The 21,232-nt window shown below is 65.5% G+C and carries 13 protein-coding genes and 1 pseudogene; 7 read left to right on the forward strand and 7 right to left on the reverse strand.

Annotated elements, in window-relative coordinates:
* The first annotated feature begins 433 nt into the window (after nucleotides 1-433).
* Nucleotides 434-874: a hypothetical protein gene (locus EV645_RS00005; protein WP_130438377.1), complete on the forward strand. Its 441-nt coding sequence runs from the start codon at nucleotides 434-436 to the stop codon at nucleotides 872-874.
* A gap of 1,100 nt (nucleotides 875-1,974) precedes the next feature.
* Here EV645_RS00005 and EV645_RS00010 read toward each other — a convergent pair.
* Nucleotides 1,975-5,397, reverse strand: a complete 3,423-nt coding sequence (locus EV645_RS00010) for an SIR2 family protein (RefSeq protein WP_130438379.1) — start codon at nucleotides 5,395-5,397, stop codon at nucleotides 1,975-1,977.
* 1,558 nt (nucleotides 5,398-6,955) lie between these two features.
* Between EV645_RS00010 and EV645_RS00015 the strand changes: the two genes are divergently transcribed.
* A complete protein-coding gene (locus EV645_RS00015) occupies nucleotides 6,956-10,456 on the forward strand; it encodes an NACHT domain-containing protein (RefSeq protein WP_130438381.1) in 3,501 nt (1,166 codons plus the stop codon).
* 630 nt (nucleotides 10,457-11,086) lie between these two features.
* On the opposite strand, the gene EV645_RS00020 is transcribed toward EV645_RS00015, so the two are convergent.
* The 4 genes and pseudogenes from EV645_RS00020 to EV645_RS00030 all read right to left on the reverse strand — a co-directional run bounded on the left by EV645_RS00020 (nucleotide 11,087) and on the right by EV645_RS00030 (nucleotide 12,685).
* Entirely contained in the window at nucleotides 11,087-11,662 is a 576-nt protein-coding gene (locus EV645_RS00020; RefSeq protein ID WP_242000126.1) for a DUF5753 domain-containing protein, read from the reverse strand.
* 75 nt (nucleotides 11,663-11,737) lie between these two features.
* Nucleotides 11,738-11,941, reverse strand: a pseudogene (locus EV645_RS42525) (helix-turn-helix domain-containing protein); the annotation flags it as partial.
* A gap of 17 nt (nucleotides 11,942-11,958) precedes the next feature.
* Nucleotides 11,959-12,471: a DUF6879 family protein gene (locus EV645_RS00025; RefSeq protein ID WP_130438385.1), complete on the reverse strand. Its 513-nt coding sequence runs from the start codon at nucleotides 12,469-12,471 to the stop codon at nucleotides 11,959-11,961.
* On the reverse strand, nucleotides 12,461-12,685 hold the full coding sequence (locus tag EV645_RS00030) for a hypothetical protein (protein ID WP_130438387.1): 225 nt from the start codon (nucleotides 12,683-12,685) through the stop codon (nucleotides 12,461-12,463). Before EV645_RS00030 ends, EV645_RS00025 begins: the two co-directional genes overlap by 11 nt.
* A 25-nt stretch (nucleotides 12,686-12,710) precedes the next feature.
* Here EV645_RS00030 and EV645_RS00035 point away from each other — a divergent pair, with 25 nt between their 5' ends.
* Nucleotides 12,711-14,204 (forward strand): tyrosine-type recombinase/integrase, encoded by a 1,494-nt coding sequence (locus tag EV645_RS00035; RefSeq protein WP_198681384.1) that lies wholly within the window; start codon nucleotides 12,711-12,713, stop codon nucleotides 14,202-14,204.
* A 13-nt stretch (nucleotides 14,205-14,217) separates the two neighbouring features.
* Here the strand turns inward: EV645_RS00035 and EV645_RS00040 are convergent, their stop codons facing one another.
* Nucleotides 14,218-15,567, reverse strand: a complete 1,350-nt coding sequence (locus EV645_RS00040) for an acyl-CoA dehydrogenase family protein (protein ID WP_242000107.1) — start codon at nucleotides 15,565-15,567, stop codon at nucleotides 14,218-14,220.
* Nucleotides 15,568-15,657: 90 nt separating this feature from the next.
* Between EV645_RS00040 and EV645_RS00045 the strand changes: the two genes are divergently transcribed.
* The 4 genes from EV645_RS00045 to EV645_RS00060 are packed head-to-tail and all read left to right on the forward strand — an operon-like array spanning nucleotide 15,658 to nucleotide 19,889.
* Nucleotides 15,658-16,401 (forward strand): TetR/AcrR family transcriptional regulator, encoded by a 744-nt coding sequence (locus EV645_RS00045; protein WP_130438391.1) that lies wholly within the window; start codon nucleotides 15,658-15,660, stop codon nucleotides 16,399-16,401.
* On the forward strand, nucleotides 16,398-17,675 hold the full coding sequence (locus EV645_RS00050) for an acetyl-CoA C-acetyltransferase (RefSeq protein ID WP_130438393.1): 1,278 nt from the start codon (nucleotides 16,398-16,400) through the stop codon (nucleotides 17,673-17,675). The genes EV645_RS00045 and EV645_RS00050 overlap by 4 nt, the downstream gene beginning before the upstream one ends.
* Nucleotides 17,676-17,683: 8 nt before the next feature.
* Nucleotides 17,684-19,030 (forward strand): 3-oxoacyl-ACP reductase, encoded by a 1,347-nt coding sequence (locus EV645_RS00055; RefSeq protein ID WP_130438395.1) that lies wholly within the window; start codon nucleotides 17,684-17,686, stop codon nucleotides 19,028-19,030.
* Between the two features lies 1 nt (nucleotide 19,031).
* Nucleotides 19,032-19,889: a MaoC/PaaZ C-terminal domain-containing protein gene (locus tag EV645_RS00060; protein WP_130438397.1), complete on the forward strand. Its 858-nt coding sequence runs from the start codon at nucleotides 19,032-19,034 to the stop codon at nucleotides 19,887-19,889.
* Here the strand turns inward: EV645_RS00060 and thrS are convergent.
* A complete protein-coding gene (gene thrS / locus EV645_RS00065; RefSeq protein ID WP_130438399.1) occupies nucleotides 19,855-21,090 on the reverse strand; it encodes a threonine--tRNA ligase in 1,236 nt (411 codons plus the stop codon). The two genes, EV645_RS00060 and thrS, sit on opposite strands and share 35 nt — an antisense overlap.
* Between the last annotated feature and the right edge of the window lie 142 nt (nucleotides 21,091-21,232).

The following is a 21,232-nucleotide window of genomic DNA, read 5'->3' on the forward strand; positions in this document are numbered from 1 at the left end:
CAGCCCAGTCCTCCACTGTCATCACCCTTCACAGGGTCACGCAGGGGTCCACTTCCAGCCGTCGCTAGAGGGTCAGTCTTCACCCGCCGTCGACACGGGAGATCTGACGACGGTCGGCCTCGGCAGCCTGAAGGACTTCAGCAGTCCGCACCTGAACTCGCCTCCACCGTGGCACTCCGATACGCCTCCATCGGTTGCCATCGGCATTGCGATCGCCACAGAGCCCTTGCTGGCGCGTGGCACTTCGACCTCAAGGATTAGGCAAGGATTTCTTCACCTACTCAACGATTCGCCGGTATCAGAACTCCTCAGGGCGCTCACTCCTGAGAGGGCGACCGAGCAGTGGCGGAGTCACAACGAAGTTGGTCGTGCGCACTACGCAGCTGTGCGTTCTGCGGAAGCGGATCTAGGCATCCCTTCGGCTTGGGCGAGGATGCTTCTGGCCGAGCCGGATCGGCGCTCGTCTGGGCTGGATCCTCGGTGCACGTATCTCCTGCTGCATATCGACTGGACCAGCCCCGGGGCGAAGACAGCTTTGCCACCGATTGAGCTTCGCAAATGGCGCGCGATGATGATGCATGCGCTCGCGACCCCTGCGGCGGTCGCCAGGTATCTCGTCGACCATGTCGGTGTTGAACTCGACGATGCGCCACAGCCGATGATCGGCTTCTGGTTGGCGACGTCATCGAAACTGACGCAGCTGATTGATCTCGATGGTCTGAAGCAGGTCGAGGGCTCTCCGCCCTCGCAGTGGTACGACGCCTATGCCGTAGCCGATGCTGCCGGTGAAACTCCGAACGAAACTGCTACCGATTGGCTCACCCGACTATGCGACAGGGCTCTGCACCTGGACAGCTACGAGGAGGCTATCTGAGCCAACAGCGGTCCAGAGGCACGCCGAGTCCATCGCACGTCAGCCGGCACACCCACCAACCCACCTGGTGACGGTCGCTAGCCCCTGAGAGCAATAGCAAGCAGGGAGTCTCACGTGCCAGGCGGGACCCAGGTTTGTGGTCGTCGGAGAGCCTCAACTCGACGATCTGGCCGACACGCGTGCGCTGGCCTCGGATGCCCTCAGTCGCATCGAGAGCCTTCGACAGCCGCCCGACGCCGGTGCCTCCCGCTCAGCCCTGCCCGACTCACGGTTGAGAGCTCAACGATTGCATCGCGGTCCCGACTGCGAGCCGGTCCAAGTTCGTTGAATCGAGCTCGACCCCGCCGTCACACATCTGGCACGTGAGGCGTTTCAGCCCCCCTGAAACGGCTATTCGGCCCAGGCAGCCCAGCCGTTGAAAGGACTATGGACGCCACACAACACCCCGAAATCGCCAAGTCCAGCCACCGCACCACCGTCTGCGAACAGTGTTCGTCACACTTCGAAATGACCAGATCCGACCAACGCTTCTGCTCGGATCTCTGCCGCCTCCGCCGCTGGCGAACCCTCCAAAAGACCCGAACTACGTCTGCGGAGACCGCCCCCACACTGGTCGAGCTGCTACGAGCGGAGATCGCTCGCCTCGAAGCCCAAACAGCAGGACTACGCCAGGCCAATGCAGTCCTTCGACAGCAGCTGAAGCGCCTCCAAACGCCTCAAAACTTCCACCGCGCAACCTCCGGCGGGCGTCGTCCCAACTGCATCTGGCGCGTATGACGAGGTCTGGACGGCAGCCGAGTCGCCACCCTGCTGACGCAACTCGACAAGCCGGTCCACAGCCCCGACGACACCATCATCAAGCTGAGCGGGCTTCTTCAGCCTGCTCTCCCCTGTCGGGCCCCTCCTGATCAGGAAGGGCCCGCGGGGGCACAACTGAACCTGTGAGTCCCTGATGCCCAACAGTCGCGACGGAGCAAATGCAAACCTGTGCTTGCCATCCTGTCAGCAGGGGCGCGACCGGTCGACGTGGTCGAGACGCGAATCGTCGGGACGGCCGCTTCTACTGCAGCCGTCCCGCCGAGGCGAGTTCATCCGAGCGGTCAGAGGTTCAGCAAAGACCTGCCCAAGTCGCCCACGCTGCCGTCGATGCCGGCGGCTCTCTTCACCAGAACGGTGGCATCCCCTTGTGCGTCGGAGAGCCGGGTCCGCCAGATTGACTCGACTTCGGCTACGGCAAGGGATTGATACACCGAGTCCAGGACTGATTGGTCAAGTTCATCAGCGATGGCTACAAAGGTCGCCAAACCATTCATGTCGTGGCGTTGGGGCTCGGCGATCGCTTGCCGAAGATTGTCAGCCGATGCTTGCAAGACCGCGGTTGCGGCTTCGCGGTCGACATCGACCAGAGCCTGCAAGGCGGCTGTGTTGGACTCCCACCCTCCTCCACGCGGATTCTCTAGGCGCACGGTGCGCCCAGCGTTTGCCATACCTACGGCGACGTCGGGGAGAATCTCGATGAGGTGGAACGGGAATGTGCGCACAGATTCGCTGTGGCGTTCGATGAAGGTCCGGACAAGAGACGAGCCACGGGTGCTCGCCGCCATCGGCGCTAGAACACGTGCGATGCGCTCAAGGTCAACGTCGTCGGACGCTTCCTGGCTCCCAGGTTGGTCGGGAGAGCTGAGGAGTTGATCGAGCCAATCGACGGGCACGGCATCGGCGAGCCGATCGAGGAGGTCAGTCGAGAGCGCACCCAGCCAATGCAGGAAGAGGTCGAGGGAGTCAAGCTCGTGCAACTCTCTTCCCTGCAGTGATGCTCCGGCGCTTTCCCAGTTCACAGACTCGAATACGCCCTGTGTCGCTGCGGCAAGATCGAGCAGCGCAGGATCAGGAACCCACTGGGCATCATCCGAATCCTCCAAAGCGCCGAAGTCGCCCTGGCCGATCGCACTGGCCTCGACGCCTTCCTCGCCTTGGACGCTGTCGCTGTCCAGATCCATATCGTGGCGGGAGACTGTGCCCGGTGACTCAGCAAGAACGGCAACCATGAACATAGTGCGGAAGGCCCACGCGGAGATGCCATGGGTGGCATCGGCAAGGTCCCGCTCTAGGTCGTGCCGCAGGCTTGCAGACGCGGCCTCGATGGCAACCTTCGCCGCCTGCGGCGAGATCTGCGCAAGAGTGTCGATGAGCTCATAGACATCATCCGCGTGACTGTCCGGCCCAATGTCAGCGATCCATGCGTGTAGAGCGTCAGTATCGAGACCGTCCGTGAAGTTCGTACTCCATGCCTCGCGATCCGCGCGGTCGTACGGCCCGGCAAGTTCGGCAACAAGACGTGCCCATTGGGGCGCGGAGTGGCGGGTCCCACGGATGCACAGCAGCCGCGATAGTTCGCCGGCCGGCACGGACTCTCGGATCTGGTCATGCAGGTCCCTGTTCTCAGGCCGCAGCCCCGTGAGCATCCACTGGAACCCGGATGCCTCGATGGCCAGCACATCAGGCAGCCAGGCGATCACTTGTGCGGAGATGTCCTCGAGAAGTGACCGGTCGAGGTGGGCGATTCGATTGAGGGTCCAAAGGAGGTGCAGCGCGGCTGAGCGCTCGCGGCCAGGTGTCGCTCCAAGGCATTGGCCGACCACGGCTTCTAGAACCTCTGCGTCAAGCCATGCGTCTAGCAACTGGTAGCGGTAGATGTCCGAGCTTTCGAAGGTTCGAACCAGCCAGAGCTTGCCAAGAATCGGGACCTCGCCTGTCAACAGACGAGAACGGACTATGGCCAGGAGCGCAGCCCCGATGCCCGCTTCGTTCCGCTGTGCCAGGTTCTTGAGGGCGCGGTCAGCGATGCGGATGTGGGCTGCGCGCAGGCGGCCGCCACTTCGGCGCACGAGACGTTCGGCGAGCAATACGTCGATCGCTTCAGCGAAGCGATCGGGGTCGGTCGTCTCGCCTTCGGTGATGAACTGCTCAGGTGCGACTTGGGCGAGCCAATGGCCCACATCGTCGTGACCCACCCCCGCGTCTTGAGACGTCATCTGGCCGATGCTGATGGCGCCGAGCATGAGCGCAGGCCGCTCCTGCTCGACGAACCGGTCCATGATCCCGCTCATGCGCCGATCACCCCCGGACGCCACGAACATAAAGGTCCATGGTTCCTTGGAGCTCGCGTTGGCTGCTTCGAGGCGGAGCTCGGGCTTCTCCTTCGTCATCGACTTGCCGACCCGGTGATCGAGCAACGACAGAAGAGGACCAACAGTCTCGAGATGCCTTAGGCAGTGCTCATAGATCACTTGCTGCGCGCGTGTCGCCGTCACTGTCTCGTCGTTGTGGCTCTCAAGCCTCTGCGTTGAGACCAGCAGCACGGCATGATCGTCGTCGACGCTGGACTCTAACTCGGCCACGACCGCCGACGCGATTGCCTGGACGTCATCGACGACTGCAAGGACTCGGCCCGGCATTCGCCTGAACTCGGCCACCTCCTCCATACCAGCGACTCCAGCTCGAACCAGTTCAAGGATTGTCCAACCCTCTTTGTGTAACCGATGAGCGGCATGGAACGCGGTAATCGACTTCCCCGAGCCGGGCTCCCCAGACACACTTGCTAGCTTCGCGGACCGAAGTCGGTCGGCCAGTCGAGGGGCATAGGGCAATTCGGGACATGCCGCGACGTCGACCGGACGTAGTCGTTCGCCGCGCAGTGCGGCAGAAAAGTCCCTGCTGCGATCGAACCTCACGTACCGCCAGAGCCCGGTCCCTATCGAAGGGAGAAGTTGAGCGGCGAGACGTGTCGTCACTTCGTCCGCGGTCGCCGGTACCGCTGCCTCGCCAGTGGCCGACGGGCTGACCTGAAAAACAGGCCACTTGTTTTGTAGCGGAGCAAGTAGATTGTCGACAACATACGGATCCGAGCCGCTGTATCCAAGCACGAGGAGCGTTCGTGGTCGGTCATCGAGCTGGGCGAGCCGGCTGAGGATGGTTTCTGGCACCAGGCCATCCTCGTCGGGGAGAACCCAGGGATCGTCGGGGCGGGCGACGTCCCCATGTGGCTTTGCCAGCACTCCCGCAGGCAATGACGCGCCGAACTGCTGTTCGTAGCCCCGCTCTAGGCACGAATCCCAGTTGTATGACACGACATACTGGACCTTGCCAGCTTGAATGAGGCGGGCCAGGTTGAAATGCGCCGGAGAAGGGTCGCGGTCGGCGTCGAGGCTGGTGAAGCCCTGCTGGAATTGGGTGCGTACGTCGGGTAGGTCTCGCACCAACTGCCAGCCGAGGACGAGGGCATCCGAGTCCGATCCGAGAATCTCCTTCGGCGTCCCGGTCCTGCCAGCCCGCTTCGCCAACTCGTCCGCAGCGCCCTCGACTTGGCTGATCGCATGCCAAAGCAGCGCGGGAAGCTGTGCCGTCATCGGGTAGCCGAATGCAGACGCTCCGGCGCCTAGAACGATCACGGCGTCATAGGCGCGCACTGCGCTGACCAACGCGTGCACTTGCTGCTCAATGAAAGACGAATTCTGGCTCACCGTCGACACATACCACGGAAGTCAGATTGAGCCGGCCGACACGTCCAAGCAGCGAGCCCCGGAGCCCCGATGGACCTAGGCCGACCGATGTTGCCGGCCACCTACGCACGAGGATGCGACTGGCGCCCAGTCATCTGCGCCTCCTTCTCTGTGCTCCACCGTGTGGGCGTGACAAGCGCCGATGTCGGGTGGCAGATCGACGTCCGCCACAACCACGGCAAGCAATTCAGGCCACGTCGCATTCATCTCGAGGTGCCGGCGAGGTACGGCATCTACACCGGCGGTCGCACGTTCCGAGCCGACCTGCCCTGCTTCCACGAAGGGCAGCCCGACTGCCCCGGATGCCGCCGGACGGCCATCTCAATGATCAGCGCCCACCAGCTCACCGCGATGCTGGCGCCCACCGACACCGCCACGACTGTGTTCAACGAGTCGATCCCGCTGGAGGACCTCGTTGACCCACGCAACCCGCCAGCCACATGCGAGATCTCAACCTGCCGGAAATCCCCGCGGGCGAACTGCGCGACTTCCGATTCCCAGGCCTTCGAGGTCTTCGGGTGTGTCAGAGACCCTGTGCGACGACGAGTCGGACGGAATGATCGACAGCGCCCACTCCTTCCGTAGGAACTCGTCCACGCATGCCTCCTCGACCAGGACGGTCCGCGAGGTGGCCGAGCTCATCTTCGACACCGTCCGCACTGCCCGCCCCGGCTTTGTCCGAGCGCGGAACCGATCACCATCCCCGGACCCCCTTGTACCCCTGGGGTCCCGAAGATCGTGGGCACTGCTCCGGCCCGTACTACCGGCGCTTCCTCCAAGGCCTCCGCCTCAGCCCGCCGACCGGGATCGTGCTGGTCAGGCTGTAGCCGCCGGCATGATGATCCGGTCGACGATCCCATGTCGGGGCAGCCTGGCCTCGGCGCTAGAATTCACCATCGAACCATGCGGGTTCGAAGACTATCAACGGTTGGTCGGCCCACACTCGCGCGATAGCGGCTCGCCCACCCGGATACGGTTGGGTCCGGGTGGACTTGGCGACTCCCGCCACTGCTAGAACGGTGAATCCGAAGGTGAGACCGCTGTGGGGTTCGTAGACGGCGACATGATCGCCTGGACACGCTGGTGGGTGCCGTCGCACGTGGAGGTCCAGACCTTCGACGGTGTGCTTCCGGAGCCGCAGGGCCACATCGGCCCCTTCTTGAACCCTGAGGTCAGCACATTGGCCGGCTTCGCGGGCAGGCGCGCTCTGATCCTGCTGGGCGAGCCTGGCGCCGGTAAGTCGGCCGAAGTGGCTGGCGAGGTGGACCGCCGTAGAGTTGCCGGTGAGCACGCGGAGCTCATCGACCTGGGCGGCTTCAGCTCAGCTGCCGAGGTCAAGGAAGCCATCCGTGAAGCGGTCGCCAGCTGGAGCCTGGAGAACTCTGCCGAGTTGACCTTGGCCTTCGACGCCTTCGACGAACCGCTGGTAGACATCGCGAACCTGGCCGACGTACTCGGACGAGAGATCGGGCGCCTTGATCGGGCGACGACGAAGGTCCTGGTCGCCAGTCGCGGCGCGTTGTGGCAGCAACGTCTGACCGCCGCACTCCAGAGTTGGTCTGCTGACGATGTCGAGATCCTGACGCTGGCGCCGCTGACTGCGACGGACATCCGCGCCGCGGCATCAACCGAACTTCACGACGTCGACGAGTTCGTCCAGGCGACCGAAACCGCGGGTGGACGAGTGCTCGCCGCGTGGCCGATCACCCTCAAACTCCTACTGGCCGCCGCTCGCCGGGGGAGCCTTCCTGAGCGGCAGCGCGATGTCTACAACGCTGGTGTCGAAGTCCTCGCGGCCGAGCGCGGTCGGCGGAAGGAACGCCGCCAGGATGGCCCGACGCTGGCCCGGCGGATCGCCGCAGCCACGACTATCGCCGCGGTCACCCTGCTTAGTGGGCGCAGTGTTGTCGTTCGGCGCGCGGAGCCAGGTACGTCGAACAACATGGTCGAGCTGGACCGCTTGGACGCCGTTGGCGTTAGCCAGGAAGAGCTCGACGCTGCCTTCGACAGCGCGTTGTTCGTTGGGGAAGGCAACTCCCGCCGATGGATCCACCGCAGCATCGAAGAGTACCTTTGCGCCCGCGCGTTGAGCGACATCCCGACGAATGCGGCGCTCCGACTGCTGACCGACCCGGCCTATCCCGGCGAGTTGCTGCCGCAGGTGGCAGATACAGCGACCTGGCTCGCCGCACTGAACTCCGACGTGTTCGACTGGCTTACCGAGCATTGTCCCTCCGCGCTGTTGACCCCGGATCTCCACGGGCGCCCCGCCCCGGAGAAGAAGTGCGTCCTCAAGGCGCTCATCGCCCGGCTCAAGGACGGAGAGCCGAACACCAGGCGATCGGCATACAAGGCGCTGAAGTATCCAGGGCTCGCATCCGATCTGGAACCGCTGCTGGACCCAGCCGAGCCGCTATGGCGCCGTCAAGAGGCGATGTACATCATCGCCATGACGGGGGTCCGCGACCTGGACGATCAACTGATCTCCGCCGTCGCGGAGGCCGCCACAAGGCAGGGGTACGACGCCGATGTCGAGCTAGCGGGCACTGCTGCTTGGGCGCTGGAGGGGGTCACGGACAGGAGCATCATCGGTCAACTCAGGATAGTTCTCGCCGATACCAGTTGCCCGTGGCCTCTCCGACTGGCCCTTGCTCCCACATTGTGGCCCGGCCATCTGACGACCGCAGAGTTGCTGCACGCACTGCGAGACCTCACCAGCAGCACGGTCCGCGGACGGTTGGCTGGAATGTTTTCCCGAGGGTTTCGCGAGGGCGACGTCAAGGCTCACGACTTGGCCCCGTGGTTGGCGCACCTTCCCTACATGGACTACTACGACAGAACTGCCGGTCGACTCGCGACCGCGATTCTCGTCGAGGCGGTCCGATCGGGCGAACCCTCCGGGGAGGGCTGGAAGTCCGCGATCTCGGCAGTTACCACGCGTATGGAGGTGCTTCGCACACTCGAGACAGCCGACGTCGGAGCCTTGCCCGACGATCGGCGCCAACTGTTCGCGCACGAGGCGCTCCGGGCAGTGAACCCAGAGCAGCGGGTCCATGAACTCGCAGCACGACTGGACCAGTCAGGGTTCTTCCAGGCTGCCGATCTGGAGTGGTGGATAGAAAAGTTGAGCGAAGCCCCCGAGGAGCCGCTCGACAACCACCCGGCGACCGCGGCGCTATGGCGTCTGGCCTGGACGACTGAACTTGACCTGCCCAGGAATGACCTCCCAGATGCGGCCGCAACGATCCTGAAGGAGATCTTCGGGGAAGCCGTGCAGGCACGCAGAGAAGAAACAAGACGCGTGAACACACAGCCTGAGCCTCTCGCCCAGCGCTCCGACGAGGCCAATCGGTTCTCCGCGGAGCGGTTCTCACATCTCCTCGCCGCTGGCAAGTTCGAACCCCTCAGGGAGGAGCTCGATCTCGACCTCGATCGGAGCGGGAGCAATTGGCCGGTGCGGGCCTGGGATGCGCTCGACCACGATCAACGCCTGCTCGTAGCGAGGGTGGCCAAGAGGTATCTGTTGGGAAATCCGGCGGATAGCGCACGCATCGGCGATCTCGCGGTGACCGCCCACGCGATCCTTGACGCCGCGGCTCCTGACATGCTCGACGAGGTACCGGCGGAGACCTGGCTGACACTCCTCCCGAAGCTGCTGCGTACGCCGGCGGGCGACACCGCGGCGATGGCAGCCGCGTTGCGCGCACTGCCCCATGATGCCGATGCCACGACGTGCGTGCTGATCGCCAAACTCCGAGAAGATGCCGAGGCCGGCTTCATCACCCTTCTGGGAGCCCAGCGACAACTTGCCCTCCGGGGTCTGGGTGCAGAGGCGCTCACCTTGGCTGCCAACCTCTCGATGGACCGTGCCCTTACGAGCCTGCTCGTGCTCGCTGGCCGGACCGCACCGTCAGCGGCCGCTGACCTCGCGGCCCGCGCCATTCGCGACGGAGGCCCGCGCGCTGTCGCGGCGGCGGCCGCACTAACGACTCCCGAGCTGTCCGCCTACGGCTTTGACGACCTGCTGGAGGCGTTCCAACAGGACGGCTCATTCGCTACCGAAGTGATTCATGAGGCCGACCGCAACGCCGAGTGGCAGGCCTGGAGTGCGCTGACGGTTGAACAAGCAGCTGGGCTGTACCAGTGGGCCAACACAGCCCTGCCCAAGCCGCAGCCGATTCCGCCTGGGGTTGTTGTCAACGCCCATGACCCGGTCGGCGACTTCCGGCAGGTCATGCTCCGCTGCGTGGTTGCCGCCGGTACCGAAGAAGCGGCAATCCTTCTCGACGACCTGGCTCAACAGACGGGAAACATCTGGCTCCAGGCGGCGGCAAAGGAGCTTCGCGAAACCGTCCGGGCATCCGGGTGGTCGCCACCAAGGCCCGAGGAAGTGCTTGAACTGATCGCCGACCCACGCAAACGCGTCATCACCACCACGGCACAGCTCACCGAGTTGGTCCTGGATGCGCTGGATGAGCTCAATGACGACCTGTGCAAGGACCGAGGGCTGCTGACCACGTTCTGGAACGAGGAGCGCCAACGCGGGAAGCTGACCGGCCACTTCTGGCCCGTCGACGAGAACGCGATGTCTACCCGCCTGGCCCGCGAACTCGAGACCAGGCTCAAAGGACGCGTCGTGCTGTCGCGTGAGGTGGAGGTCCAGCCACACCTCGGCAACGCAAAGGCCGACCGACCCGACCTGCTCGCGGTCGCAACGACACCGCACGCCACGCTCAAGCTGCCGATCGAGGTCAAGGGCAATTGGCACGACGAAGTTCGGACCGCCATCGAGACGCAACTGGCCGATCGCTATCTCCAGGGCCCGAGCGGCGCTGAGGGCATCTACCTTGTCGGCTTTTTCGCTTCCGACCGATGGTCCGATCATGACCCCCGACGTCGCGCCAAGGCGCGCAAGGAGACACGCACGGGCCTGGAGCGGGTACTACAGGCAAAAGCTGCGGACATCGCTGACCGGGGGATCACCGTTCACGTCCGCCTCCTCGACCTCTCGCTCGCCTAGACGCCTGCGGCCGAGGTTGATCGGCCGCTCACGCAACCAGGCTGAGCAATCGCTCGACGCGCGCCAGCACCGAATCGCCGATCTCAAGGTCGAAACCGGCTCAACGAGCAACTTGAACAGACCCGGCAGACCTCGGCGAGGCGTAACAGTCCCCGCGTCAGAGACCGGCGCGGCGCGGGTCAGGCCCATCCGGACCTGCTCCGTTGCGGCGTTCCACTGGGGCTGTCCGCAGGACGCGCGGCGTAGTTGGCGGTCGCGGATGTTTCGGCGCTTAGCGATTCAGCCAGTCGGGGCGGGCGATGTCTCCGTCGTCGAGCCATTCGACTCCTGCCTCGTCCCGATGTGGGCCCTGGTGGTAGCCGAGGAGGCAGGGGTCATCAGTGCGTGGGTTGCGGCCGTCGCAGTCCAGTTCTTGCGCTGAGGTTAGTGCCGGCCACTCGCGCGACCGGTTCCCAGTCAGGTTCATTCCGTACTCCCATCACAGCCATCGCCTGGAAGGGCCAGGGCGACAGGGCAGGGGAATCATGCACCGCCCGGTGCGCGCTCGGGGCTCTCCCGCCACCCTGACCGTGGTTAGACGGTAGGAGTTCGGCAGGTGCTCAGACTACGGACTTGCACCGACTTGCACGGCTATTGCAGGGCCTCGATGGCAGATGCGATCAAGCGTCGCGCGGGCGCTCCGACGACCGCGATTTTGAATAGTCGGGCGAAGGCGTCGGCGTACATTGCGACCTCGCCAGGCTGCGTGATGGTGAGGTAGCCGGAGATCAGCTCGACGTTGACCTGGGCGTCGTCGAAGATCCAGAAGTCCTCGACTGGGGGCATCGCTGTGCGGTCGGCGCCGAGGGGCAGGACGCCGAGGGAGACCGATGGCAGCTCGCTGACGGTGAGGAGGTAGCCGAGTTGGCCGGCCATGATGTCGGTGTCGCCCATGACGTTTCGGAGGACAGCTTCCTCCACGAGAACGGCGAACGTCCGGTCCTTCTGATGGAGCAACTTCAGGCGCTCATTCCGCACCCTCACGGCATCCTCGACGTCGTCTGGGAGACCGCGGCGAGCCGCAGTGCCGCGGAGTAGGGCGCGGGTGTAGGACTCGGTCTGTACTGCACCGGGAATCAGCCACGGCGAGTACGTCCGGAAGCGTCTGGTGCGTTGCCACAGCGGCATGACGGACTCGTGGGCACGCCGCAGTCCCCCACGCTCCATCCGCCTCCATTGGACGAACATGCCCTCGATCGCCTCAAGCGAAGCGACGAGATCGCCAATCTGGTCTGAGGCGTCGCATTGAGCGGCCCATAGGCGAATGTCATCGGCCGAAGGTGAGGTCTTGCCATTCTCGATGCGTGAGACCTTCGATTCGTGCCAGCCGCATGATGACGCGAGCGCCCGTGCGGTGAGACCGGCAGTCTTTCGGATCTCACCGAGACGGGCGCCGAAGTCGCGTTTGGCCTTCTGGGCGTTCGAGAAGGCGGGGGGTGTCGGCAACGGTTACAGGCCTCGTGTCAGCTCGGTTGATACTCCTTGTGCGGGATCGCTCGATCCCACGCAGCGTCGAATGCTGCTACGCACAACTTAGCCAGATCGGGATCGTCGGAGCGCTCTTCACCCATCCAGGTCCCATTGCCGTCGCAGAAATTCCACAGGACTGTCTGCTCGTCGAACACCCAGAAATCGTTCGGCGGAACCAACAGCCCGGCCGTCTGTCGACGTGGCAGCCATCGCACCTGCTCGCCGGCCGCGAGGTTGTGCGGCTCGGTGACGTCGTACTCGAATCGTATGTATTCACTGACCGGTTCAGACACGATGCGCGTACGCCGAACCTCGACACCTCTGGTGGTCGTCTCACGAACCAGGTCGTGAAACGTCTTCCAGCGCACAGCAGGATCGAAGTGGTTGCCCGCTTTCCACTCGTTCCAGTCGAGGTCCTCCGGTTCATACAGATCCCGGGTCTCAAGGTGCATCGCGCTGTGCCTCGCCGAGCGGAAGAGTTGGAACGCGAGAGGTTCAGCTGTCACCCATTGCTCCCCTCAGGACAGACGCCATTCGAGCTGGGATTCGCACGACAGTCTCATTCTCTTGCACGGCCGCGGTCGCGTTGACCTCGGCCATCGTTTCGGAGTCGAGCTTGAACCCCTGGATCACGATGCTGCCGTCGGCCTCGTCGACCCAGACTGTCGGGCAGTTCGTGTTCGGGCACGGGTTGTCGGTGCCGATGTAGCGCAGTGCCATGTCTCTACTCCGTCCGCGAGCTTGCATGGACTTGCAGGATAGATGGAGCGACGTCAGATGCGAAGAGCCACTGGCGTGTCACGTAGCCGCTGCGAGCTTGCCGCCGTACGAACGACGGTCGATTCTCTCCACGCTCCAAACGTTGAGCTGCCGCACATGGACACGATGGAGGTGCGGCGGGATGGCGTATGTGAAGGATCAGTGGACTCGGGCGGTGAAGCAGGCGGATGGGACGTCGGGGCGGGTTCGGACCGCTAAGTGGGGGCGGGGAAAGCGGTGGTTGGCGGGGTGGGTGGATCCGGAAGGGCGGGAGCGGTCTAAGGCGTTCGGGACGAAGACGGCTGCGGAGCGGCATGGGGCTGCGATGGAGACGGATCGGGAGCGTGGGGAGTACATCGATCCGGATGCTGGGAAGGTTCGGTTTGAGGAGGTTGCCGCGAGGTGGCTTGCTTCGCGGGTGGTGGATCCGGCTACAGCTATGAAGTACGAGTCGGCTCTGCGGCTCCACGTCGTACCTGTGTTTGGGCGGCGGCAGTTGCGGACGATCAAGCCTTCCGAGATCGCGGCGTGGGTGGCTGGACTCGATGCGCGGTTCGGGGCGTCTACGGCGCGTACGGCGTACCTCGTGTTGCACGGGACGTTAGAGGTCGCCGTTGATGATGAGGCGATCAAGAGGAATCCCGCGAAGGCGCGAGTGGTCAAGGTGCCGGCGGAGAAGGGCGGGAAGACCACCGCCTGGAGCGACGAGGTTGTGCTGCGGATCGTGGAGGGGCATCCGCCGCAGTACAGGCCGATCGCCTCGATCGGTGCTGCGTGCGGGCTGCGGCAAGGTGAGTTGTTCGGGCTCGCCGAGGGGGACGTCGATTTCGACGAGATGGTGATCCGAGTCCGGAGACAGGTGAAGAAGCTCGGCAGGGAGTTCGTGTTCGCGCTGCCCAAGAACGACACCGAGCGGACGGTGCCGATGTCAGAAGGTGTCGCGGTGATGCTCACGGAGTACATCCAGACCGCGAAGCCGCGGGCCTACACGTTGCCGTGGGAGAAGGTTGACGGGAAGCCGCACACGGTCAACCTCTTGTTCCGGTGGACTGACGACAAGCACATCCGGGCGCGGACGTACGACGAGCTCGTATGGAAGCCGGCGCTCTTCCACGCTGGCGTCATACCTCAGCCAACGAAGGACGCACGGGGCAGGCGGCAGTACCACTCCAGTCGCGAGAACGGCATGCACGCACTTCGGCACTACTACGCGAGCATCACCCTGGCGGACGGCGTGAACATCAAGGAGCTGGCGCAGTACCTGGGGCACGGCGACCCAGGGTTCACACTCCGGCTGTACACCCACATGCTGCCGTCATCCCATGAGCGGGCGCGGAAGGCTGTCGACTCGCGACTGTCCCGGCTGTTCGCGATGGAGGCTCACGGAGCTGTGACGGAGCTGGCCGCCAGCCGGTCCCCCACGACCCACTGGGAACCCGACGGCGGCCAGTCTCTCGACGGCCCTGGAATCGGGCTCTGACCTGCGGAAACGTCTACCTGATGCGCATGCCTGAGATCGCGCGGGCGATGACGAGGCGCTGGATTTCGGAGGTGCCTTCGAAGATGGTGTAGATCTTGGCGTCTCGGTGCATGCGTTCGACCGGGTATTCGCGGGTGTAGCCGTTGCCTCCTAAGATTTGGATGGCTTCTTCGGTGACTTTTACGGCTACTTCGCCGGCTTTGAGTTTGGCCATGGAGCCTTCGCCGTGGCGGTAGTCGGGGGTTTCGCCTCGCATGAGGGCGGCGGACATGTTGGCGGCTCGCCAGACCAGCAACCTTGCGGCGTCGATCTCCAGGGCCATGTCGGCGAGTTTGAAGGCGATGCCTTGGTTGTCGATGATGGGGCGGCCGAATTGTTCGCGGGTTTTGGCGTAGTCCAACGCGACCTCATAAGCCGCTCGGGCGATGCCGATGGCTTGGGCGCCGACGATGTGGCGGGTCATTTCGAAGGTTGCCATCGAGGCGTTGCGGCCGGTGGAGGTAGGGGCCTCACCCCGGGCGGTGGCTTCAAGGGCCTCGTGCGCCCGCGCCAACCGCTCGTCGAGTTTTTCCTTGCCGCCGAGGACGTTCGCGGCGGGGATGCGGACGTTGTCGAAGAAGACGTCGGCGGTGTGGGAGGCGCGGAGGCCGTGCTTGCGGAGCTTGGTCCCCTGCTCCAGGCCGCGAACCTCAGACTTGGGTACGACGAAGGCCGCCTGGCCCTTGGTGCCGAGGGAAGGGTCGACGGTCGCGACAACGACGTGGATGTCGGCGATGCCGCCGTTGGTGGCCCAGGCCTTCTGCCCGTTGATGACCCACTCGTTGCTAACGGCGTCGTACACAGCCCGCGTCCGGATCGCCGACACGTCCGAACCCGCGCCAGGCTCGGAAGAACAAAAGGCGGCCACGCGTACGTCGTCAGGAGTGCCGTAGCAGCGGGGCATCCACTGGCTCCACTGCTCCGGGGTGCCGTTGGAGAAGATGGCGGACGACGCGAGGCCGGTGCCCTTCAGGGACATGCCGATACCGGCGTCGCCCCAGAAGAGTTCCTCGTGCACGAGCGGCATCAGCAGACCGGACGGGTCGATGAAGAGGTTGATGTTGGCGTCGAGGCCGTACAGCCCGATCTTGGCGGCCTCCTGAATGACCGGCCACGGGGTTTCCTCGCGCTCGTCCCACTCGGCGGCGGCCGGGCGGATCACGTCCGCGGCGAACGTGTGGGCCCAGTCGCGGATCTCGAGCTGCTCGTCGTTCAGCCCGAGCGAGAACGAGCTCCAGCCCGGTCGGGACCGCTCGGCGCCGAGTTCACCGGCCAACGCCATCACGTCGGCGGAGACCGCGGGCTTCGGATCGGTCATGGTCATCAACATCCTCCAACAGGCGGCAGTACGATGTTACCGACGAGTGTAACCGTCGTTTGCACCAAGGGGTACCGCTGTGGCTAAGATCGATCCATGAGCTCCGCGCTGCTCGCGATCGGACGCCGCCGGACCACGGCGGAGCGTCGTCGCGACCGGGAGCGGGATATCATCCGGGCCACCCGCGAACTGTTCGACGAGCGCGGCACGATCGACGCCCAGATCGACGATATCGCCAAGCGGGTCGGGATCAACAAGGCGCTGATCTACCGCCACTTCGCCGGCAAGGAAGAGTTGTTCGCGCTCACATTGGTCGACTACCTCGGCGAGCTCAACGACCAGCTCACCAGCGTGGACAACCTGAGACGAGCACCGCTCAACCGGCTCAAGGCGCTCAGCGAGACGTTCGTCGACTTCTGCCTCGGCTACCCCGCGTTCACCGACTGCGCGATGAGCCTGCTCCGACGCACCGGTGAAGAGCTGTTCGGCGAGATCACCGAGCCCGTGATGATGAAGCTCGGTACGGCGATGGCCGCGCCGCTCGAGCGGATCGCGGCGATCCTCAAGGCCGGCCAGCGGACCGGTGTGTTCGACGAGGTCGACACCGACTACCTGGCCAATCACCTGTACACACAGACACTCGGATCGTTGCATATGGCAAGGGTCGGGCTGATCGTATCGAGCGGACAGCCCGGACACCCGGTGGTGCATCACGCGGATGTCGGTACCGTGCGAGAGACTGCCATCACGGCAACCCTCGCAACAGCTGTCGGACGCAAAGCACTCAAGATCCAGCGCACTTCCGCCACCGCACGAAAGTCCAAAGGAGACACATCGTGACCGAGACCCGCAAGGTGGCCGTCGTCGCCGGAAACCGGATTCCGTTCGCCCGGCAGGACAAGACGTACCGGCACTCCTCCAACTCCGACATGCTCACCGCCGCGCTGAACGGTCTGGTCGACCGGGCCGGCCTCGGCGGTCAGGAGGTGGGCGAGGTGGTCGCCGGCGCGGTCCTCAAGCACGCCCGCGACTGGAACATGGTCCGCGAGGTGGTCCTCGGTTCCAAGCTCGCCGCCACCACCCCGGCGTTCGACATCCAGCAGGCCTGCGGGACCGGACTCGAGGCGGCGATCCTGGTCGGCAACAAGATCGCGCTCGGTCAGATCGATGCCGGCATCGCGGGCGGCGTCGACACGGCGAGTGACGCGCCGGTGGCGGTCAACGACCACCTGCGCAACGTGCTGCTCGACCTCAACCGCGCGAAGACGTACCCGGACCGCCTGAAGGTCCTCGCCCGCGTCCGCCCCAAGGACGTCGTGCCCGAGATCCCGCGCAACGCCGAGCCGCGGACCGGCAAGTCGATGGGCGATCACGCTGCGCTGACGGCCCTCGAGTGGGGCATCACCCGCGAGGCGCAGGACGAGCTCGCCTACAACTCCCACATCAACCTCGCGAAGTCCTACGACCGCGGCTTCCAGAACGACCTGATCACGCCGTACCTCGGCCTCGAGAAGGACCAGAACCTCCGCCCCGACACGAGCCTGGAGAAGCTGGCCCAGCTGCGGACCGTGTACGGCAAGGGCGAGACCGCGACGATGACCGCCGGCAACTCGACCCCGCTCACCGACGGCGCGTCGACCGTTCTCCTGAGCACCGACGAATGGGCCCGGGAGCGCGGGCTGAGGCCCCTGGCCTACTTGACCCACTCGCAGACCGCCGCGGTCGACTACGTGAAGGGCGCCGAGGGCCTGCTGATGGCCCCCGCGTACGCCGTACCCCGCATGCTGGCCAGAGCTGGGCTGACGCTGCAGGACTTCGACTACTACGAGATCCACGAAGCGTTCGCCTCCCAGGTGCTGTCCACGCTGAAGGCGTGGGAGGATCCGATCTTCTGCAAGGAGCGGCTCGGCCTGGACGCGCCGCTCGGCGAGATCGATCGCGACAAGCTGAACGTGAACGGCAGCTCGCTGGCCGCGGGCCACCCGTTCGCGGCGACCGGCGGGCGGATCGTCGCCGCGCTGGCCAAGCAACTGGACGAGAACGGCGGCGGCCGGGGCCTGATCTCGATCTGCGCCGCGGGCGGCCAGGGCGTCGTCGCCATCCTCGAGAAGTAGGAGCTGAGATGACGGACCGCTACCAGACCTTCACCCGGACACCGCTCGGTCAGACCCTGGTGAAGAACCTGGGCCTGCCCGACCCGACGCCCTTGCAGCGCTGGGTCGAGGGGTCTCCGGTGATCGACGGACCGGTCGTCTTCGGCGCGATCGGGGAGACCGACGCCGGCAAGGCGATCCAGGCCCTGCTGCGCGACATCGGCGCCTCGTTCAGTACTGCGACCGAAGGCGTCGCGTCGATCGGCATCCGCCCGAAGGCACTTGTCTTCGACGCGACCGGCGCCGCCACGACCGCGGAGCTGACCAGCCTGCAGCGATTCTTCTCCCCCGTCATCCGCCAGCTCGCCGCGGCCGGCCGGGTGATCGTCGTCGGCCGTACGCCGGAGCTCGCGACCTCCACCGAGCAGCACGTCGCGCAGCGCGCGCTCGAGGGCTTCACCCGCTCCCTCGGCAAGGAGGTGAAGCGCGGCGCCACGGTCAACCTCGTGTACGTCGCCCCGGACGCGCACGAGCAGCTCGACTCGACGCTCCGCTTCTTCCTCTCCCCCAAGTCCGCGTACGTCGACGGCCAGGTCGCGCGGATCGGGACCGGTCCGCTCGTCAGCAACGACCCGACCAAGCCGCTCGCCGGCCGCGCAGCTCTGGTGACCGGCGCGGCCCGCGGTATCGGTGCATCGATCGCGGAAACGCTCGCCCGCGACGGCGCGACAATCATCGGCGTCGACGTACCGCAGAACGCGGATCCGCTGCGCAAGGTCATGACCCGGCTCGGAGGCTCCGAGCTCCTGCTCGACGTCACCGCGGTCGACGCCCCGCAGCGGATCGCGGCCCATGCGCAGGAGCAGCACGGCGGGCTCGACATCGTCGTCCACAACGCCGGCATCACGCGGGACAAGCGGCTGGCGAACATGCGGACCGACGCCTGGGACGCCGTCCTCGACGTCAACCTCCGCGCCCCCGAGCGGATCACCCACCACCTGCTCGACTCGAAAGCGCTGAAGGACGGCGGCTCGATCATCGGGGTCTCGTCGATGGCCGGGATCGCGGGCAACAACGGCCAGACGAACTACGCGACCTCGAAGGCCGGCGTGATCGGTCTAATCCAGGCGCTCGCGCCGAAGCTGGCCGAGCGGAACATCCGGATCAACGCGGTCGCGCCCGGGTTCATCGAGACCGAGATGACCGCGAAGATCCCGTTCACGATCCGCGAGGTCGGCCGCCGGATCAACTCGCTGCAACAGGGCGGGCTGCCGATCGACGTGGCCGAGACGATCGCCTGGTTCGCGGATCCGGCGTCGGCCGGCGTGACCGGCAACGTGGTCCGGGTGTGCGGCCAGAGCATGCTGGGCGCGTGACATGCCCACCCGTCGGTACGACGACTCCCCCAAGTTCGGTGCGCTCTACGCCCGGACGGTCCGCGCGACGCTCAGACGGGCGGACTACGAGCCGGACGAGGACGGGCTGACGCTCGAGCTGCCCCGGTCGGCAATCGACCAGGACCACCTCACGGCGTACCGCGATGTCACCGGGTTCCAGGCCGGCCCGGCGGTGCCGCCGACGTACCCGCATGTGCTCGCGTTCCCGCTGCATCTGGACCTGATGTCCGACCCTTCCTTTCCGTACAAGCCGATGGGGATCGTGCATCTGTCCAACACGATCACGCAGAAGCAGCCGATCCCGATCCACGCCGAACCGGCCATCCGCGTGCACAGTACGCCGGAACGCCCGCACCCGAAGGGCACCGTCTTCGACATCGTCAGCGAGGTTTTCGTCGACCATGAGCTGGTGTGGAGCGATCTGACGACGCTGCTCAGCCGGACGGCCGGGACGCCCAACGCACACGCCGACCTGCTGACCGACCCGGTGCTCCCGGCGGACGCGTGGTGGGACCTGCGCGGCAACCTCGGCCGTCGGTACGCCGGTGCGTCCGGCGACCGGAACCCGATCCACCTGTTCAAACTGACCGCTCAGGCGTTCGGGTTCCCGCGCCAGATCGCGCACGGGATGTGGGCCAAGGCTGCCGCGCTCGCGTCCATCCAGCGCGCCGGGCACCTGCCCGACGCCTTCACGGTCCGCGTCGATTTCCGCAAGCCATTGCTACTGCCGTCCCGGGTGCAGTTCGGGTACCAGCAGACCGGCAAGACGATCGACTTCGCGCTGTACGACGAGTCGCATGACGTCACTCACCTGATCGGACAGCTGCAGGAGAACTGACCTTCGCGATCCGGTCGAGCACCTCCCCGATCGGCGCGGGATCCCACCGGCTGCCGTCGCGTTCGCGGACCGCGAGCTTGCCGTCGGCATCTTCCCGTGCACCGATGACAGCGGCGTACGGCGCCAACCGGTTCTCGCGGATCCGCGCGCCGAGGCTGCCCTCGTCGGCATGCGCGATCTCGACCCGCAGACCGCGATCGACCGCGCGGCGAGCAACCTCGACGGCGCGCTGCTCCTCGTCGTCCGAGATCGGGAGTACGACGAGCTGCACCGGCGCGAGCCACGCCGGGAACGCCCCGCCGTGGACCTCGATCAGCTGCGCCATCGCCCGTTCGATGCTGCCGACGATCGCCCGGTGCACCATCACCGGCCGATGCTTGTTGCCGTCGGCACCGATGTACTCCAGGCCGAACGCCGCCGGCTGATGGAAGTCGATCTGGACGGTCGACAGGCTGAACTCGCGGCCGGCCGAATCCTCCACCTGGATGTCGATCTTCGGCCCGTAGAACGCCGCGTCACCGGGCGCCTCCTCGTAGTCGATGCCGGCCGCCTTCAACACATCCCGGAGCAGCGAAGCGGCTTGGGCCCAACTGTCGGCGTCGCCCACGTACTTGCTGGATGGGTCACCGAACCGCGCGTCCTCCGCGGGAAGAGCCAGGACGTAGCGCGACGCGCTGATGCCCATGTCGGCGTACGCCTGGTTGATCAAGGCCAAAGCTGACTCCGCCTCCGAGGCGACCTGGTCCAGGCGGCAGAAGATGTGCGCGTCGTTGAGTTGCATCGCGCGGACCCGGCTGAGGCCGCCGATCGCGCCGGAGAGTTCGGCGCGGTACTGGCCACCGAGTTCGGAGTACCGGAGCGGGAGCTCGCGGTAGCTGTGCGAGCGGGAGCGGTACATGAGCGCGTGGTGCGGGCAGATGCTCGGGCGCAGAATCAGTTGCTCCGCGCCCATATCCATCGGCGGGTACATGTCGTCGTGGTACTTCGCCCAGTGGCCCGAGATCTCGTACAGCTCGCGCTTGGCCAGCACGGGCGAATAGACCTGCTGGTAGCCGGCTCTTCGTTCGACCTCGGAGATGTAGCTCTCCAAGGCGCGGCGGACAGCGGCACCGGCGGGCAGCCAGTACGGCAGGCCGGCGCCGATCAGCGGGTCGGAGTCGAACAGGCCGAGCTCGCGGCCGATCTTGCGGTGGTCGTACATGATTCCTCCAAGAGAATTGGAGCGAGCAACCACCGAGCACAACAAAGCCCCGGGGCACTCGCCCCGGGGCTTCGGTAGACAGTCAGGTGTCAGCGCGCCGGGACGAACCTCGGCGTCGTCGTCACTACTGCGCGCTTGATCA

Source organism: Kribbella rubisoli, assembly GCF_004217145.1.
GTDB classification, from domain to species: domain Bacteria; phylum Actinomycetota; class Actinomycetes; order Propionibacteriales; family Kribbellaceae; genus Kribbella; species Kribbella rubisoli.

Bases quoted from the DNA above. Each gene is read 5' to 3' on its own strand.
- EV645_RS00040 (WP_242000107.1), bottom strand. From the start codon at position 15,567: ATGACCATGACCGATCCGAAGCCCGCGGTCTCCGCCGACGTGATGGCG.
- EV645_RS00005 (WP_130438377.1), top strand. From the start codon at position 434: ATGCTTCTGGCCGAGCCGGATCGGCGCTCGTCTGGGCTGGATCCTCGG.
- thrS (WP_130438399.1), bottom strand. From the start codon at position 21,090: ATGTACGACCACCGCAAGATCGGCCGCGAGCTCGGCCTGTTCGACTCC.
- EV645_RS00035 (WP_198681384.1), top strand. From the start codon at position 12,711: ATGGACTTGCAGGATAGATGGAGCGACGTCAGATGCGAAGAGCCACTG.
- EV645_RS00020 (WP_242000126.1), bottom strand. From the start codon at position 11,662: ATGGAGCGTGGGGGACTGCGGCGTGCCCACGAGTCCGTCATGCCGCTG.
- EV645_RS00055 (WP_130438395.1), top strand. From the start codon at position 17,684: ATGACGGACCGCTACCAGACCTTCACCCGGACACCGCTCGGTCAGACC.
- EV645_RS00060 (WP_130438397.1), top strand. From the start codon at position 19,032: ATGCCCACCCGTCGGTACGACGACTCCCCCAAGTTCGGTGCGCTCTAC.
- EV645_RS00045 (WP_130438391.1), top strand. From the start codon at position 15,658: ATGAGCTCCGCGCTGCTCGCGATCGGACGCCGCCGGACCACGGCGGAG.
- EV645_RS00030 (WP_130438387.1), bottom strand. From the start codon at position 12,685: ATGGCACTGCGCTACATCGGCACCGACAACCCGTGCCCGAACACGAAC.